This window comes from Nostoc sp. FACHB-133 (assembly GCF_014698055.1).
Classification (GTDB): Bacteria; Cyanobacteriota; Cyanobacteriia; order Cyanobacteriales; family Nostocaceae; genus Nostoc.
The window spans coordinates 56,519-71,091 of record NZ_JACJSH010000012.1 but is presented as its reverse complement, the minus strand read 5'-3'; the positions used below and the strand labels follow the sequence as shown (position 1 = coordinate 71,091).

Sequence of the window (14,573 nt, the reverse complement as noted above, 5' to 3'; positions counted from 1 at the left end):
AGACAAGGGAGACAAGGTAGAGGGGGGAGACAAGAGAGAGACTTGTTCAATAATTCCCCTTTGTCCCCCTTGCCCCTCTGCCTCCCCCGCCCCTCTGCCTCTTTTCAATAGCCAATAGCCAAGCCAAAATCCATACCCAGCCTAAAATCCAAAATCCAAAATCTAAAATCTAAAATGTTTTATGGCTTCTACATTTTCCTTTGACATTGTGAGCGACTTTGACCGACAAGAGTTGGTTAACGCCGTCGATCAAGTGATACGAGATATCAAAGGTCGTTACGACCTCAAAGACACTCAAACTACTGTCGAGTTGGTCGAAGAAAGCATTAACGTTAGTACTGACAGCGAGTTTACCTTAGATTCTGTACATACCATCCTGCGAGAAAAAGCTGCCAAGCGTAACCTCTCCCAGAAAATCTTTGATTTTGGCAAAGTTGAATCAGCTAGCGGTAATCGCGTCCGTCAAGAAATCAAACTCAAAAAAGGCATCAGTCAAGAAATCGCCAAACAAATTTCCAAATTGATTCGGGACGAATTCAAAAAAGTACAAGCCTCAATCCAAGGTGATGCTGTGCGGGTTTCTGCAAAATCTAAAGATGACTTACAAGTAGTCATGCAACGACTAAAACAAGAAGACTACCCAGTTGCTTTGCAATTTACAAATTATCGTTAAAAGATTCGTAATTCGTAATTTAATTCTTAATTACGAATTACGAATTATGTTAGCGACGCAGGAGCGTCATTACGAATTATTTTAAGTCCGTCCGCCAATACTTTTTTGAAATGCCGGACGCTCAGATAACTGCTTCATATAGTTCAACACCTCTGGGTAGGAACTGAGGTCTACCTTTAGCATAATGGGAATGTAATTCAGAATAGATCCCACTGCTACATCAGCAACAGTGAACTCATTACCCAGCAAAAAAGGTTGCTTACTGAAAATTTCATTTAACGGAGTCAACAAGCGGGGCATTTCTCGTTCCCGACTTGCTTCTACAAAAATTCCAGGCCCAAGGGTAGCATTGGCAAACAGTACCCATTGGGAAAATACAGCCCTTTCTTCTAGTGAAGTTGGGGTTTTACCGTACTTTTCAGCAAGATACAGCAAAATTGCTCCAGATTCCCAAAGCTGAAAATCCCCATCAACAATTGCTGGAACTTTACCAACTGGGTTAATTGCCAAATATTCAGGCTTGAGGTGTTCACCCGCCTGCATATCGAGTTTGACGAATTCGTAAGGAAGTTGTATTTCCTCTAAATACCATTGAACAATTGAGGCTCGACTACGAGCGCCACCGTAAAGTTTGAGCATAATTACTTAAAGAACTTTGTGAGTGTGAGAATGTTGTTTAACGTTATCTTCTTTTGTCACAACCCTAGCGGCATTTAGCACCCGTTTGCGCTCAATGGAATACTTAAATTCAGTGTAGTTTGTGCCTAATGGAATTAGGGATTTTGCAGATTCACGACGCTTGTATGTACGAGCTGCTGCAAATACTCGCGGCACAAATTCCTCTCCAAACTGAGCCGACTCTGGAAAGCCATCCGGCAGGAATTGTGAATCGCCATCCAAGACAGATCCCAAAGTTGTTGCATGAGCCAGCTTATAGGAGGTAGGAATGCCTTTTAAAAGCGCTTCCAAAGCCGCAGAAGGAATCGGTTCTATGACTTCGATTTGATAAACTTCTCCATCTTCTTTGACGAAGCAGGTTGCCAAGCCAAGAACAATGTAGTCATCGGTTGCTAAATCAGGGGCATTGGGATAGGAAATTGCAGTTGTCATTAGAAAATTTCTCAAAACTTAAAAATTAAATCTAGATGTTGGGGTATGGGGCATTGGGCATTGGGCATTGGGCATTGGGCATTGGGCATTAGTTCTTTATTCTTTCTCCCCCTGCTTCCCCTGCTCCCTCATCTCCCTTGTCCCCCTCTGCCCTCTTTCTCATCTCTAAAAGAACGGCTTGTTGGCATTCTACCAATTTGTCGCTCTCACTACCTGACTAGTCTTTGAGATTGACATCTGCTATTTCTGGAATTGACCTCTGGGATCAAGTATCCATCATTAGGTTTGAGGAGCAATTGTTTATTTAGGACGTATCGTATATTTCTCTTGTGCGGCTAGGAAAAGTTCTCTCTTTAGATGGCTTTTTTGTAACCCTAAATACCTTAAAAATAGACACAGTGGTAAAAGCACTACCGAGCAAAAACTAGAATTTAATTTTACAAAGCAGGGATTTCAAGCAGGGAAAGATGAATATTCACTCATTTTTAGCTGACGATGACCAGCAAAGAAAGCAATATAAATGTGTTTTAAATAATACAAGTAAAGTCCAAGATCATAAGAAAAACGATCGCAGCGCATCTACTTTAGGGAATAACTACTTACGCTCTTTTGCTTTGAAGTCGGCTCAAGAAGGTGATTATGCTGAGGCGATCGCACTTTTAAGCCAACTAATTTACCGCCGTCCGCACAATGCCGTTGATTACAACAACCGGGGACTAATTTATTTCCAAAGTGGTGAAAGGCAAAAAGCGCTTTACGACTATAACACCGCCCTGAAACTCAATCCCTATTTGGCTAGTGCTTATAATAACCGGGCAAATTACTATGCAGCTTGTGGCGAATTAGCAACAGCACTGGCCGACTACGATCAAGCCATTGATTTGAATCCTGGCTATGTTCGGGCGTGGATTAACCGAGGCATTACCTGGCGTGAATTGGGGCGATACGAGGAGGCAATTGAGAATTTTGAGTTAGCACAGCTTTTCGGTCAACTAGAAGGTCATATCTGGGCTGAACGCGGCAGAACTTACCATCTTTGGGGTGACTGGAATTGTGCGATCGCTGATTATCGTCGTGCCCTCACCCAACTGCCTGCTCTCGAAACAACTAGGGAATTCACTGGTTCTCCCTTGCGTTTACAAATCGAAAATTGGCTAAACGATTTGTTATCTCCTGAGCATCCTACGTCCTATTTGGTAGATTAGTTCTAAGTAAGTCGGCACAATAAAATCAAATTGCGTGAAGAAAAGTAAACAAGGCTTAAGCCCTTTTTTTACTGCTCCTTGTCCCCTACCTGATCCCAAGGATAATTATTTACGCCGACTTACTTACTAGGAATTCAAAATTCAAAATAATTGATTAAATTTTGAATAAATTTTACTAATAGATGATAACTACATAGCTATTCAAACATCAGCTATTAACCATTACTTATTAGCAATAATATAAATTAGCACCTGGTTTTTACGTAGCCAAAATCACAAGAAACCTAAATAATCCCAAATTCACCATTTAGCTTAAGGTGATGACTCTGTTTGTTCATCTTCTCTAAGATCCTTATTCATCAACACGACTCGACGCTGATTAGGAGCAAATCGGAATCCTTGTTGTTGCATAATTCTTCTAGTTTGCTGAGGATCGAAGTTACGGCTAAATTCCACCTGTAAACCATCGACATGTACTTCCATCAACTTGACTTCAGTATTAATTTCTCGCAACTTTTCTTGCTGTAACCAATGATGAGGTAAAAGTTGTGCTAAAGCAGATGCTGCAACGGCTGTAACTACAAGATTAACTGCTATCTTGGCTGTGCTTTCTAGTGCCATCACCTGGTAAGAACGTTGACGAAGATGCCGCTTTGGTCGAGGAATGGCCCGGCGTTTTTGTATAGGTTGTAACGGTGGTCTGGAGGGTTGAATCGCGTTCATGATGCTAAAAGATAACCTCGCTTAGTGAAGGGAAGCACTATGAAGAGTGCTGAGTTATGAGTGCTGAGTAAAAGAATCACTAATCACACTCAGCATCAAATCAGTTCAGAGTAGCTAGTGCCTCGGCTTAGAGTGGGAAGGTTCATAAGTACTACTTTTTACTCATTACTTCTTCCTGGGCACTCAGCACAGGCTAAACGCCCCGCTACCGCTAACAGCACTCAGTACTCTTGAATGCTTGATTTAGCTGTCATATTACTTCATTTTTTCGAAATAGCTACAAGTGTTGCACCAGTTAAAAAATAACCTGGCTTACGTAAGTGCTAGTTTCCTAGCTACAGATGGCATAACACCAAAAGAAGAAAGGAAATTGCACCCCGTACTGCCAGGATTATTAGCTTTTCAACTGTGTCACATCGTAGCCTTATTTGTAAAGTTCTGTGGCTAATCGCCAAGCTAGAACTCCTGGAATCAGCGCTACAACTAGAGCGATGTAGACTTGAGTGTCTGAGATGGAAGATATCTGAGCGATGTACAGAGTATCTAAGATAGGCATGGCTGAAAACCTCCTAACCTGAATAGATTTTGAACAGTTCGTTTACTACTTTTCCTTGTTTTGCCAGAATTGTGGAATATCTTGTTACAAGATGCAACAAAAGCAGTTATTAGTCAGTATTCCTTATTTATTCTCTATTAAAAAAATTTATAAAAATTATGAATTTGTATTTGGGTATCGACTTCGGTACATCTGGCGCACGTGGCGTGGTAATTGACGAGGAAGCCTATTGTATTCAGGCTGAGGTGAGATATCCCTTCCAAGACTCAAAAGCCACCGTTACGCCAAAAATTTGGCAGGAGGCTTTGTTTGTACTGCTGGAACAAATACCTGACCAATTGCGGCGAAAAATTAAAGCGATCGCCATTAATGGTACTTCTTCCACCGTCTTACTTGTTGATGCTGCTGGCAATCCAACAGATGCACCACTGATGTATAACGATGCGCGGGGATCATTGCTGCTAGAGCATTTGAGGAGTATAGCACCTCCCAATCATACCGTGTTAAGTGCCACCTCCAGCCTAGCCAAACTTTTGTGGATGAGGCAATTACCCTCTTTCAGTGAAGCTAGATATTTTCTGCATCAGGCAGATTGGCTGGGGTTTCTCTTACATGGACAATTGGGAATTAGCGATTACCATAATGCTTTAAAGCTGGGTTATGACGTGGAAGAGTTGAAATACCCAGGATGGCTAGAAAAACTGCAAATACCGATTCAGCTACCCAAAGTTTTAACTCCTGGTACTCCCATTGCCGAATTGCGTCCGGAAATTGTGGATAAGTTTGGTTTTAGCCGTGATTGTCTGGTATGTGCAGGTACGACTGATAGTATCGCGGCTTTTCTCGCCAGTGGTGCAAAATTACCTGGTGAAGCCGTGACTTCCCTTGGTTCGACATTGGTACTAAAGTTATTAAGTCGTACCCGTGTAGAAGATGCCAGATATGGAATTTACAGCCATCGGTTGGGTGATTTATGGCTGACTGGGGGTGCTTCTAATAGTGGAGGTGCAGTACTTAAGCAATTTTTCACCAACGCTGAGTTAGAAAGCCTTAGCCGTGAGATTGATCCATCAATTGCCAGCGAGTTAGATTATTATCCGTTGTTGAAGGTAGGCGATCGCTTTCCAATTAATGATCCCAATTTAGCCCCACGTTTGGAACCACGCCCAGATAACCCAATGGAATTTTTGCATGGGTTGTTAGAAAGTATTACCCGCATAGAAGCGCGAGGGTATGAATTATTACAGCAAATGGGAGCAGACAAGTTAAGCCGTGTTTATACTGCTGGCGGTGGTGCGGCTAATGATACTTGGACTAAGATTAGAGCGCGTTATTTGCAGATTACTGTAGTAGCATCAGTGTATACAGAAGCTGCTTACGGAACGGCGTTGTTGGGTATGGAAGGCGTGAAAAAGAGTAATGTGTAACTATCTTTTCGTAGATATCTTCTAAATCAGTATCTCTCCCAGTGACAATCGACATATCTCAGACCATACTGGGATGATTAGATACCGGACTATAGATTCCAGGTTAATGATCTGGGCAGCTATTCGGGGATGGGTGCTTCGCCACAAGCGAATGTCATCTATCCCCTTTACTAATTATCGGTGTGAGTTCTGAGGTATTAAGAAAATAAAGGTTTTTTAAGAAAGTTTGACCTGCGCGATCGAGATTATCATCTAGGGAAAATGTGAGGCTGCGAACTCGAATTTGATCGCTTTTAATATTTAGTAGGTGTGTCAAGTATTTGGGGTATATCAAAAAGGCTTGTTCGCATTTGATTGTGTTGGCGTAGTTTAAGGCTAAGATGATGCGATCAAATTTTAGTTTGATTTATAGATGATACGATCGCAGTAAAAGTACTTTAGAGAGCTATGACAATAAAAAAGCGCATTGAGCTTAATCAAGGATGCTTCCTTAATTCTGCAAATAAAAAGATAGTTATCAACTTAGCAAGTAAAGATATTTTAAATATAATTACACAAGAATTAAAAACTCGTTATTCACCAGAAAATCAAAAGCAAGCACTTGAAGAGAGTTCCCAGTTTTTGCCGAATTTCGTATTTCAAGAATTATTAAAACGCCAAGAGGAGCTAGGAAACGTTAACCCAGATACTTTAATAGTGGTTAAATGTAACATCACAGAAGCAGAAGTTGATGATTTAGAATTTAATTTAAGTGTCGAAGCATATTTTGTAATTGGAGATACAACAGGTCAAAATCATTTTCGCGCTAATAGGATAGTACTTTGGTCGAATATATGGGGTGATGATGAACAACTCCTTTTCGATTTAGAAGATGAACTAGGCGAAAAATTCTGGACAGATTATCAAATTCAATTGCTCTTTGATGAAGAGAATCAGCAAACAATTGAATTAGAAGTATCACAAACAGATGATTATGCAGCAAGATTAGAATTTTCCCCATCTCTTCAAGAGTTTTTACCATCCATAGTTCCCTTTACGGTTAATGAATTATAAAATTTATTCTCCGTATTGATTATCAGCCAATCACTCAGAATGGTAATCCCGGCTCTTCAAGGCTGCAAATGATTTATTTACGATTGGCTGGTGGTTTTATAAGTAATAAAATATCGTATAAATCACTGCTGTCTTCAAACAGTCAAGGTAATGCGATGATTTTGCTGAATTTAGAAATTCGGGAGAAATTGTTTCCAAAATAGCACCTACGACTTTAGAGTGTTGAAATAACTCAAATAACTATTTATCTGAAGGCGAGGTATGACAACAAACTTTAGTCGGCGTGAATTTATCTTGTTTGGTTCAGGCGCGTTTGCTACCAGCTTAGTGGTACAAGCTTGCAGTAATAAGCCGACGACACCAGCAGCGACAACAACGGGTGGTACTGAAGGGTTTAAAATAGCGATCGCTCTCCCTGGCACGATTACCGATAAAGGCTGGAATCAATCTGGTTATGAAGGAATCAATCTTGCAAAACAAAAGCTAGGTGCAGAAACCGCCTATGTAGAAAAAGTAGCACAAGCAGATCAAACAGAAGTATTAACAGATTTTGCTCGTAAAGGCTATAATCTCATCTTCGCGCATGGCGGACAATTTGATGCCGCAATTGAACAAGTCGCCTCACAGTTCCCCAACACATTTTTTGTGGGAGTAAATGGTAATCTCAAGGGTGAGAATATTGCTTCTTTACGAATAGATCACCTACAAGCTAGTTATTTGTGTGGCATTATCGGTGCTTCTATTACTAAATCTAATAAATTAGCTTATATTGCTGGAGAGAAGTTTCCTGCTACCGAGGGAGAACTGCGGGGATTTGAATTAGGAGCAAAGTCTGTTAAACCAAATATCCAAATTACTTCCACTTTTACAGGTGATTGGGATGATGTTGCCAAAGCCAAAGAAGCGACTCTAGCATTAATTTCTTCCGGTGCTGATGTTATCTATCAATGGTTAGATAATGCTTCAGCCGCAGTCTTACAAACAGCAGGTGAAAAAGGAGTATATGCTTTTGGTAACACCAAGGATCAATTAGATGTTGCACCAAAAGCTGTTTTAACCAGTGCTGTCAAACGCTTAGATTTAGCCATAGCTTATATAGCAGAATTAGCTAAACAAAAACAAATCAAAGGGCAAATATATACAATTGGGTTAGAAAGACCAGATATATTATTTTTAGGTCAATTCGGAGCAATCATACCGGAAGCAGTTAAGCAAAAGGTATTGAATGCAAAGCAAGAAATTGTTAATAAGAAAATCATTTTTGAAGATTGTAAAGAGGCTGGTAAGGATACGCGCTGCGTTAAAAAAGCAACAACATAGGTTTAGCAGACTAGATTAAAAAACTTTTGTAGTGAGGACTTTAGCCCAGATTTAGAGGACTAAAGTCCTCACTACGAGCTATCAGTTTTGTGAATATGAACTATTTACGCTTAAACAATATTACTAAACGCTTTGGGTCTTTTATCGCTAACGACAATATAAATCTCTCTGTTGCATCTGGAAGCATTCATGCAATACTAGGCGAAAATGGCGCAGGTAAGAGTACTTTAATGAATATTATTAGTGGACTCTATCAACCTGATACTGGTGAGATTTATCTCCAAGAACAACCAATAAAAATTACTTCACCAAATGAGGCAATTAAATTAGGAATTGGCATGATTTATCAACACTTCATGCTTGTACCAAAATTGACTGTCACAGAAAATATTATCTTAGGGATAGAGAAAACTTGGCGGCTAAATCTAGAAGATAAACAGCAAGAAATTGCCGCCTTATCTCAAGCTTATGGATTAGAAATTGACCCTACTGCCAAAGTTGAAAATTTATCTGTTGGGGCACAACAACGGGTAGAAATTCTCAAAGTTCTCTACCGTCGAGCAAAGTTGTTGATTCTTGATGAACCTACAGCAGTTTTGACACCGCCAGAAGTAGAATCATTAATTGCTATCTTGCGCCAATTGGCCGCTGCGGGCAATACAATCATTTTTATCAGTCATAAATTAGAAGAGGTAATGAATCTCTGTGATTCAGTAACAGTTTTGCGCCAGGGAAAGGTAGTAGCAACAACATCAACTGAAGCGGCGACATCTCAGCAGTTAGCAACATTAATGGTAGGACGGGAAGTAGCTTTACAGTTAAATAAAAGTCCGACATTACCAGGAGAAATCATCCTGTCGGTGCAAAATTTACAAGTTGCTGATGAAAGAAATATTCCGGCTGTAAATAATGTATCTTTTGAACTGCGGGCGGGAGAAATTTTAGGAATTGCTGGTGTCGATGGCAATGGACAGCGAGAATTAGCTGATGCGATCGCTCTTGTGCGGACTATTAAGCAGGGTAAAATTGAGTTCACGCCCAAGCATTCCTCTGTGGGCTACATCCCAGAAGATAGGCAGACAATGGGATTGGTGTTGCAATTTAGCATTGCCCAAAACTTGATTTTAAAAGCTTTTAAATATCTGCCATTTTGTCGCCGTTTTTTGTTACAACAAGAAGCGATCGCTAATCGTGCCCAAGCTGCAATGCAAGAGTTTGACATTCGGGCAAATGGGATTGATATCAAGGTAAGTCAGCTTTCGGGAGGAAATCAGCAAAAAGTGGTGTTAGCGCGAGAACTGGCGCAAACACCAGCTTTAATTATCGCCATGCAACCCACCAGGGGGTTAGATGTAGGCGCGACAGTAGCCGTCCAGTCTCGAATCTTAACAGAACGCGATCGCGGTGCGGCAATTTTGTATATTTCTACTGAGTTAGAAGAAGTAATGGCGATGAGCGATCGCATTGCCGTAATCTACAGAGGTGAGTTTGTGGCTATTTTGGATGCACAAACAGCAAAGGTAGAAGAAATTGGTTTGTTGATGGCTGGTGGGGTTAATGAATGATCGCAACTAATCGCACTAAATTCCTGTTACCAATCCTATCACCGCTAATTGCGATCGCCTCTGCCCTGATCGTCGGTGCTATCCTCATGCTAATTGCTGGGGCAAATCCCATCACCGCATACAGCATCCTATTTCAAGAATCTCTCTCTACCTACTTTGGATTTGGTAACACCCTCACCAAAATGACACCGCTATTATTCGCTAGTTTAGGCGTATTAGTGGCGTTGCGGGCTGGGCAATTTAATATCGGTGGAGAAGGACAAATTTATCTAGGTGCGTTGGGAAGTACTTTAATTGGGTTATATGTGCAAGGATTACCTGCGGTGATTCATATCCCCTTAGCACTTTTAGCAGGATTTGTTTTTGGTGCAGTTTGGGGTTGGATTCCTGGTTATCTCAAAGCTATACGCGGAGTGAATGAGGTAATTACTACATTGTTGCTCAACTATATCGCGGTAAATTTAGTTAGCTACCTCGTCCAAAATCCATTAATGGCAACAGGTGCGCCTAGTCCTTATTCGCCATTAATTGCCAAAACATCCCGCTTGCCTATCATTTTACCGCAAAGCCTCGCCCATGCTGGAATTTTATTCGGTTTAATTGCCGCAGGTATTTTATGGGTATTGTTAGTGCGATCGCCTCTAGGTTATCAAATTACGGCAGTGGGATTTAACCCAATTGCCGCCCGTTATGCCCACATATCTGTTGAACGTACCATTATGCTGGTGATGGCTTCTGCGGGTGGTTTAGCTGGGTTAGCTGGAAGTTGTGAGGTGATGGGGTTGAAATATCGGCTATTTGAACAAGTTTCCCCAGGTTATGGATTTGATGCCATTGCGATCGCTTTTTTAAGTCGTGGTAGTGTTGTCGGTGTAGTCTTAACTTCTTTGTTTTTTGCAGCCCTTCGCAGTGGTGCAAATGTGATGCAGCGTAGTGCAGGTGTGCCAGTAACTGTGGTTTACGCGATTCAAGGGTTTATGGTGTTATTTATTGCTATCAGTTTTGCAGTCGAAAGAGAAATAAGAGTAAAAACGCAAAGGGACGCGAAGGTTTAACGCAGAGGAACACAAAGAAAACTCTGCGATACTTTGCGCTTCCCTCGTGCGTTCCTCTGCGTTAAAAAATAACTCTATGAATAATCTCAACTTCTTCTCTGATTACTTAATAGCTACTTTACGTCTAGCCGTACCCCTAGCATTTGCAGCCCTTGGAGGATTGTACTCGGAACGATCGGGGGTGTTAAATATCGCCTTAGAAGGAATGTTGCTTACTGGTGCTTTTACCAGTGCTGCTGCCACCTTCTACACAGGTAATCCCTGGCTTGGTATCCTCGCATCCTTGATTGCGGGGGGATTAGTCGGACTACTCCATGCTGTTTTATGTGTAACTTTGCGTGTCGATCAATTGGTATCTGGGCTAGCAATTAATCTTGTTGCAGCTGGATTAACATCGTTTTTAGCCCGGTTAGTGTTTAGTGGCAGTAGTACACAGCAGTTACCTGGAATTGGGACAATTATTATTCCTGGTTTAGCCAATATTCCCCTGATCGGGCCGCTACTATTTCAGTCAGATTTTTTAGTATATTTATTATTTACCTTAGTTATTTTAACTACATACATTTTATTTAAAACTAGCTTTGGGCTGACATTGCGGGCAGTGGGGGAATCTCCGAAAGCTGCTGACACGGCTGGAATTTCAGTACAAAATATCCGTTATATCGCAGTGGTAATTAGTGGCTGTCTTGCAAGTTTAGGAGGTGCTTATTTAGCTTTGGTACAGGTAAGATTTTTTGCCGAGGGGATGAGTGCTGGTAAAGGATTTATTGCGATCGCAGCATTAATTTTTGGCAGATGGCATCCTGTAGGTAGTGCTTTGGCTTGTTTGCTATTTGGGGCTACAGAAGCTTTACAACTGCGAATTCAGGCATTAGGGGCAAATATCCCTTACCAATTTTTAGTCATGCTACCTTATGCGATCGCTTTATTGGCATTGGTGGGATTAGCGGGAAAATCAACACCTCCTAAAGCTTTAGGTACTCCCTACTTTGGAGAAAATCGCCACTCAGACTAATTTACGGCGATTTTCAGGTAATACGGTAGGGGCGCAAGGCCTTGCGCCTTACAACGGATGTGGTTCAAATACATGAAAACTGCTGTAAAGTGAAATTCTGGATTGCAAGGGTAATTAAGATACTTTCATTTGCTTCCATAAGATAAGTTTCAACTCAGAACAATTACAAGCCCCATCACTAATTTCTCCTTCGCGATCAGCTAGCCAATCATAAATTTGTGCAGCTTTTGCCAATGCTACTTTTTCTGAACGATAAAGCCGAGGAGTAGGGCAGTAGGCATTGCCATTGATGTGTATAGCTACAATCTGCCAATAATCGCTCTCTGGTACAATTTCTAAAAACCCGTTACAGTAAGACTCGATTATTCCTATATTCATCTACACCATCAAACTTTTTAACGTTGGCCACAACAAAGCCGATGCCAGCCAATTTTTGCAAGTCAAAGCTGGAATCACCAGGGAATGCAGTAACAACCCCTGTTAATGATTGTGGGTTCGTAGTCAATGAAAATCTGAATTATTGGTCACTTTTTAGCTAGTTGTCTTAGTGTTAGTTTGAGCTGGATGGTGAAAGTTTTCGCATCAAAAGCAATATCAAAACAGTAAACTAGCAAAAACTAAAAATAATATGTGGATAAGTGCCATAGTTGCGTACTTACATTATTTAAGCTTCATGTTGTGTTTTGGCGCTCTGGTATCAGAAGCATTGAATTTAAAAAAAGAATTGAGTTTAAATGAGGCTTGGAAGATTGTCATAGCTGATGCAGTATATGGTATATCAGCAACCGTCGTTCTTGTCACAGGCATTTTGCGTGTTATCCACTTTGGTAAAGGCACGGATTACTATTTAAGCAACCCAGTTTTTTACGCCAAAGTTGTGGTTTTCATCGTGGTGGGTTTGCTATCTCTCTATCCCACTATTTCTTTCATTGGCTGGGTGAAAAGTCTGCGACAGGGGCAAGCACCCAAGCTAGAATTACTAAAACTAAATCGTCTCATCTGGCTCATTAGAATTGAATTGGTTGGTTTTACCCTAATTCCTTTATTAGCAGCAATAATGGCAAGAGGAATAGGTACAAACTAGGCTAAATTACTCCTGGATCAGTAATACCGTTTTGGTAAACAAAAGAGTCGAAGTTACACGCAAGAAGCGATCGCCATCCTAAAAATCAAGCGTTCACGAGGAAAATCAAAAGGCGATCGCACTATTGCAGGTAAATTAACCCAATACCCTAGCTAGCCTTTCATTCAGTAGCTTCTCTGCGGGTCTTTAGTTGAGATGCAATCAAAGGAACTTTGGGCGAGAGAAAAAATCCAATTAAACTGGCAAAAAGGATGGGTGTAAAAGGACTTAAGTTAGTCAGTTTTGACAGGAGCAGAGTTGTACTGATAGGTGTGCGCGTTACGGCTGCATTGACGGCCGCCATTGTACAAATCATGGCAAGGGCGGGATTAAGCCCCGGAATTAAGACTGCTACTGCTTTACCAATACAAGCACCAGTGAAAAACAGGGGGATGATGAATCCACCGCGCCACCCACCTGTTACCGTAATGCTAATGGCTGCCATTTTACCAAGAGCAAGAGTTAAGAGAAAAATAGCACCAAAGCTAGTAGTGAGGACTGGCTCTAATTCTTCATGTCCAAAATAACGGGTTAGGGGTAATAAAACTGCTAAAGTGCCAAGCCCAAATCCTGCTAATGTTGTGCGTACATAAATGGGGCCCGGAATTCGAGCAAACAAGTAATCACAGCCCCGAAAAATGCTCATAAAAATCCATCCCGCCACCGCCCCAATAATTCCGAATACGATCGCGATCGCAAAATCATCAATTTTTTCTAGGTGGTACTGGGGAAAATGCCAAGTGGGTGCAATTCCCAAATGTGTAATTGCTGCAAATACTAGATAACTCGCGCAACTTGAAACAATGGCTGGCATCAAGGCTTCGTAATATTCCACAATATGCTCATGGTGCAAAATCTCCAACGCGAACATTGCACCGCCAAGAGGTGCGCCAAACAAAGCTGTGAAGCCAGCCGCCATCGCCGCTAAACTCAAAGTTCTGAGGTCTTCACCCTGGAGTTTTAAGCGCTCGGCAACCCAAGTACCAAAAGAACCTGTTACTTGTACTAGTGGCGCTTCTGGCCCAGCACTACCGCCTGCCGATATGCTGATTAGAGAAGCAAGAATCATTGAAGGATTTTTGCGAACATCTAAACGTCCGCCACGAAAATGAATATTATCAACAATCACGGCGATTTCACCGGGATTTCCCAGAAAATGAATTACCAGCCCGATAACTAAACCGGCGAATGGCATCACTATCAGGAGGCTAAAACCTTCAAATCGTTGCAGATGGTGAGTTAAAAATTCTAAAACATTCCAGTAAAACGCAGCGAATAGACCACCAGCAGTACCTACAGCTACCCAGAGGATCACCCACTGCGAAATCATCAGGGGATTACGTTTTACCAGTCCAAAAAGTTGAGCAAATGTCCAGCGTTGAGTTTGATTGCTAGCGGTGGTCTTTTTTGGTAACACTGTTTATTTCCTATTTGTGAAACGAAGAATATGGAATATTACGTTTTTTATCGTAAAGGCTATTTAGTTCACTGCATCATTTTTGGTCTATAAACCATTTTAGAAGAGCTTTCTTTTGATGGAATATCTAGCTCAATTTATTATTTCTCTTGGTAGATAAAATCACAAGTGAAAAAGACGAAAATAAAAAACAACCCTCATCTATTTTGAAACCTAGAGTTTTTTAAAAGATATATTTATGTAGGTTGGGTGGAGTGAAACACAACCCAACATTACCACCAAATTTTATGTTGGGTTACGCTATCGCTGCACCCAACCTACATAAAAAACT

General features: G+C 41.2%; 16 protein-coding genes. 9 read left to right on the top strand and 7 right to left on the bottom strand.

From position 1 onward, the window contains the following. Nucleotides 1-181 precede the first annotated feature (181 nt). On the top strand, nucleotides 182-673 hold the full coding sequence (locus H6G86_RS12485; protein ID WP_114086052.1) for a YajQ family cyclic di-GMP-binding protein: 492 nt from the start codon (nucleotides 182-184) through the stop codon (nucleotides 671-673). Nucleotides 674-754: 81 nt separating this feature from the next. Here H6G86_RS12485 and H6G86_RS12480 read toward each other — a convergent pair whose 3' ends face one another. Continuing rightward, nucleotides 755-1,312, bottom strand: a complete 558-nt coding sequence (locus H6G86_RS12480) for a glutathione S-transferase family protein (RefSeq protein ID WP_190934602.1) — start codon at nucleotides 1,310-1,312, stop codon at nucleotides 755-757. 6 nt (nucleotides 1,313-1,318) lie between these two features. Then, nucleotides 1,319-1,783, bottom strand: a complete 465-nt coding sequence (locus H6G86_RS12475) for a hypothetical protein (protein ID WP_163934819.1) — start codon at nucleotides 1,781-1,783, stop codon at nucleotides 1,319-1,321. Between the two features lie 467 nt (nucleotides 1,784-2,250). Between H6G86_RS12475 and H6G86_RS12470 the strand changes: the two genes are divergently transcribed. Further along, nucleotides 2,251-2,988 (top strand): tetratricopeptide repeat protein, encoded by a 738-nt coding sequence (locus H6G86_RS12470; protein WP_190934601.1) that lies wholly within the window; start codon nucleotides 2,251-2,253, stop codon nucleotides 2,986-2,988. A gap of 312 nt (nucleotides 2,989-3,300) precedes the next feature. On the opposite strand, the gene H6G86_RS12465 is transcribed toward H6G86_RS12470, so the two are convergent. Continuing rightward, nucleotides 3,301-3,711 carry a slr1601 family putative cell division protein gene (locus H6G86_RS12465; protein WP_114086048.1) on the bottom strand — a complete coding sequence of 137 codons (411 nt, stop codon included), beginning with the start codon at nucleotides 3,709-3,711 and terminating at the stop codon, nucleotides 3,301-3,303. 424 nt (nucleotides 3,712-4,135) lie between these two features. Further along, the gene (gene psaM / locus H6G86_RS12460; protein WP_040630342.1) at nucleotides 4,136-4,225 is read right to left on the bottom strand and encodes a photosystem I reaction center subunit XII; all 90 of its coding nucleotides are present in this window, start codon (nucleotides 4,223-4,225) and stop codon (nucleotides 4,136-4,138) included. 200 nt (nucleotides 4,226-4,425) lie between these two features. On the opposite strand from psaM, the gene H6G86_RS12455 reads away from it, so the two are divergent. The 6 genes from H6G86_RS12455 (at nucleotide 4,426) to H6G86_RS12430 (ending at nucleotide 11,702) form a co-directional block, all read left to right on the top strand. Beyond that, nucleotides 4,426-5,694, top strand: coding sequence for an FGGY-family carbohydrate kinase (locus H6G86_RS12455; protein WP_190934600.1), 1,269 nt, complete (start codon nucleotides 4,426-4,428; stop codon nucleotides 5,692-5,694). Between the two features lie 447 nt (nucleotides 5,695-6,141). Continuing rightward, nucleotides 6,142-6,747: a hypothetical protein gene (locus H6G86_RS12450; RefSeq protein ID WP_242064798.1), complete on the top strand. Its 606-nt coding sequence runs from the start codon at nucleotides 6,142-6,144 to the stop codon at nucleotides 6,745-6,747. Between the two features lie 261 nt (nucleotides 6,748-7,008). Continuing rightward, complete coding sequence (locus H6G86_RS12445) at nucleotides 7,009-8,067, top strand: BMP family protein (RefSeq protein WP_190934599.1); 1,059 nt, start codon at nucleotides 7,009-7,011, stop codon at nucleotides 8,065-8,067. 95 nt (nucleotides 8,068-8,162) lie between these two features. Then, nucleotides 8,163-9,632, top strand: a complete 1,470-nt coding sequence (locus H6G86_RS12440) for an ABC transporter ATP-binding protein (RefSeq protein WP_190934650.1) — start codon at nucleotides 8,163-8,165, stop codon at nucleotides 9,630-9,632. Further along, nucleotides 9,629-10,687 (top strand): ABC transporter permease, encoded by a 1,059-nt coding sequence (locus H6G86_RS12435; RefSeq protein WP_190934598.1) that lies wholly within the window; start codon nucleotides 9,629-9,631, stop codon nucleotides 10,685-10,687. Before H6G86_RS12440 ends, H6G86_RS12435 begins: the two co-directional genes overlap by 4 nt. A 76-nt stretch (nucleotides 10,688-10,763) precedes the next feature. Next, complete coding sequence (locus H6G86_RS12430; RefSeq protein WP_190934597.1) at nucleotides 10,764-11,702, top strand: ABC transporter permease; 939 nt, start codon at nucleotides 10,764-10,766, stop codon at nucleotides 11,700-11,702. A gap of 114 nt (nucleotides 11,703-11,816) precedes the next feature. On the opposite strand, the gene H6G86_RS12425 is transcribed toward H6G86_RS12430, so the two are convergent. Together H6G86_RS12425 and H6G86_RS12420 are read right to left on the bottom strand one after the other, a co-directional pair. Beyond that, nucleotides 11,817-12,080: a hypothetical protein gene (locus tag H6G86_RS12425; protein WP_190934596.1), complete on the bottom strand. Its 264-nt coding sequence runs from the start codon at nucleotides 12,078-12,080 to the stop codon at nucleotides 11,817-11,819. Beyond that, nucleotides 12,049-12,207 (bottom strand): hypothetical protein, encoded by a 159-nt coding sequence (locus H6G86_RS12420; RefSeq protein ID WP_159402519.1) that lies wholly within the window; start codon nucleotides 12,205-12,207, stop codon nucleotides 12,049-12,051. Before H6G86_RS12420 ends, H6G86_RS12425 begins: the two co-directional genes overlap by 32 nt. Before the next feature lie 123 nt (nucleotides 12,208-12,330). On the opposite strand from H6G86_RS12420, the gene H6G86_RS12415 reads away from it, so the two are divergent. After that, nucleotides 12,331-12,786, top strand: coding sequence for a DUF2214 family protein (locus H6G86_RS12415; protein WP_190934595.1), 456 nt, complete (start codon nucleotides 12,331-12,333; stop codon nucleotides 12,784-12,786). Nucleotides 12,787-12,946: 160 nt separating this feature from the next. On the opposite strand, the gene H6G86_RS12410 is transcribed toward H6G86_RS12415, so the two are convergent. Next, a complete protein-coding gene (locus H6G86_RS12410; protein WP_190934594.1) occupies nucleotides 12,947-14,242 on the bottom strand; it encodes a chloride channel protein in 1,296 nt (431 codons plus the stop codon). Between the last annotated feature and the right edge of the window lie 331 nt (nucleotides 14,243-14,573).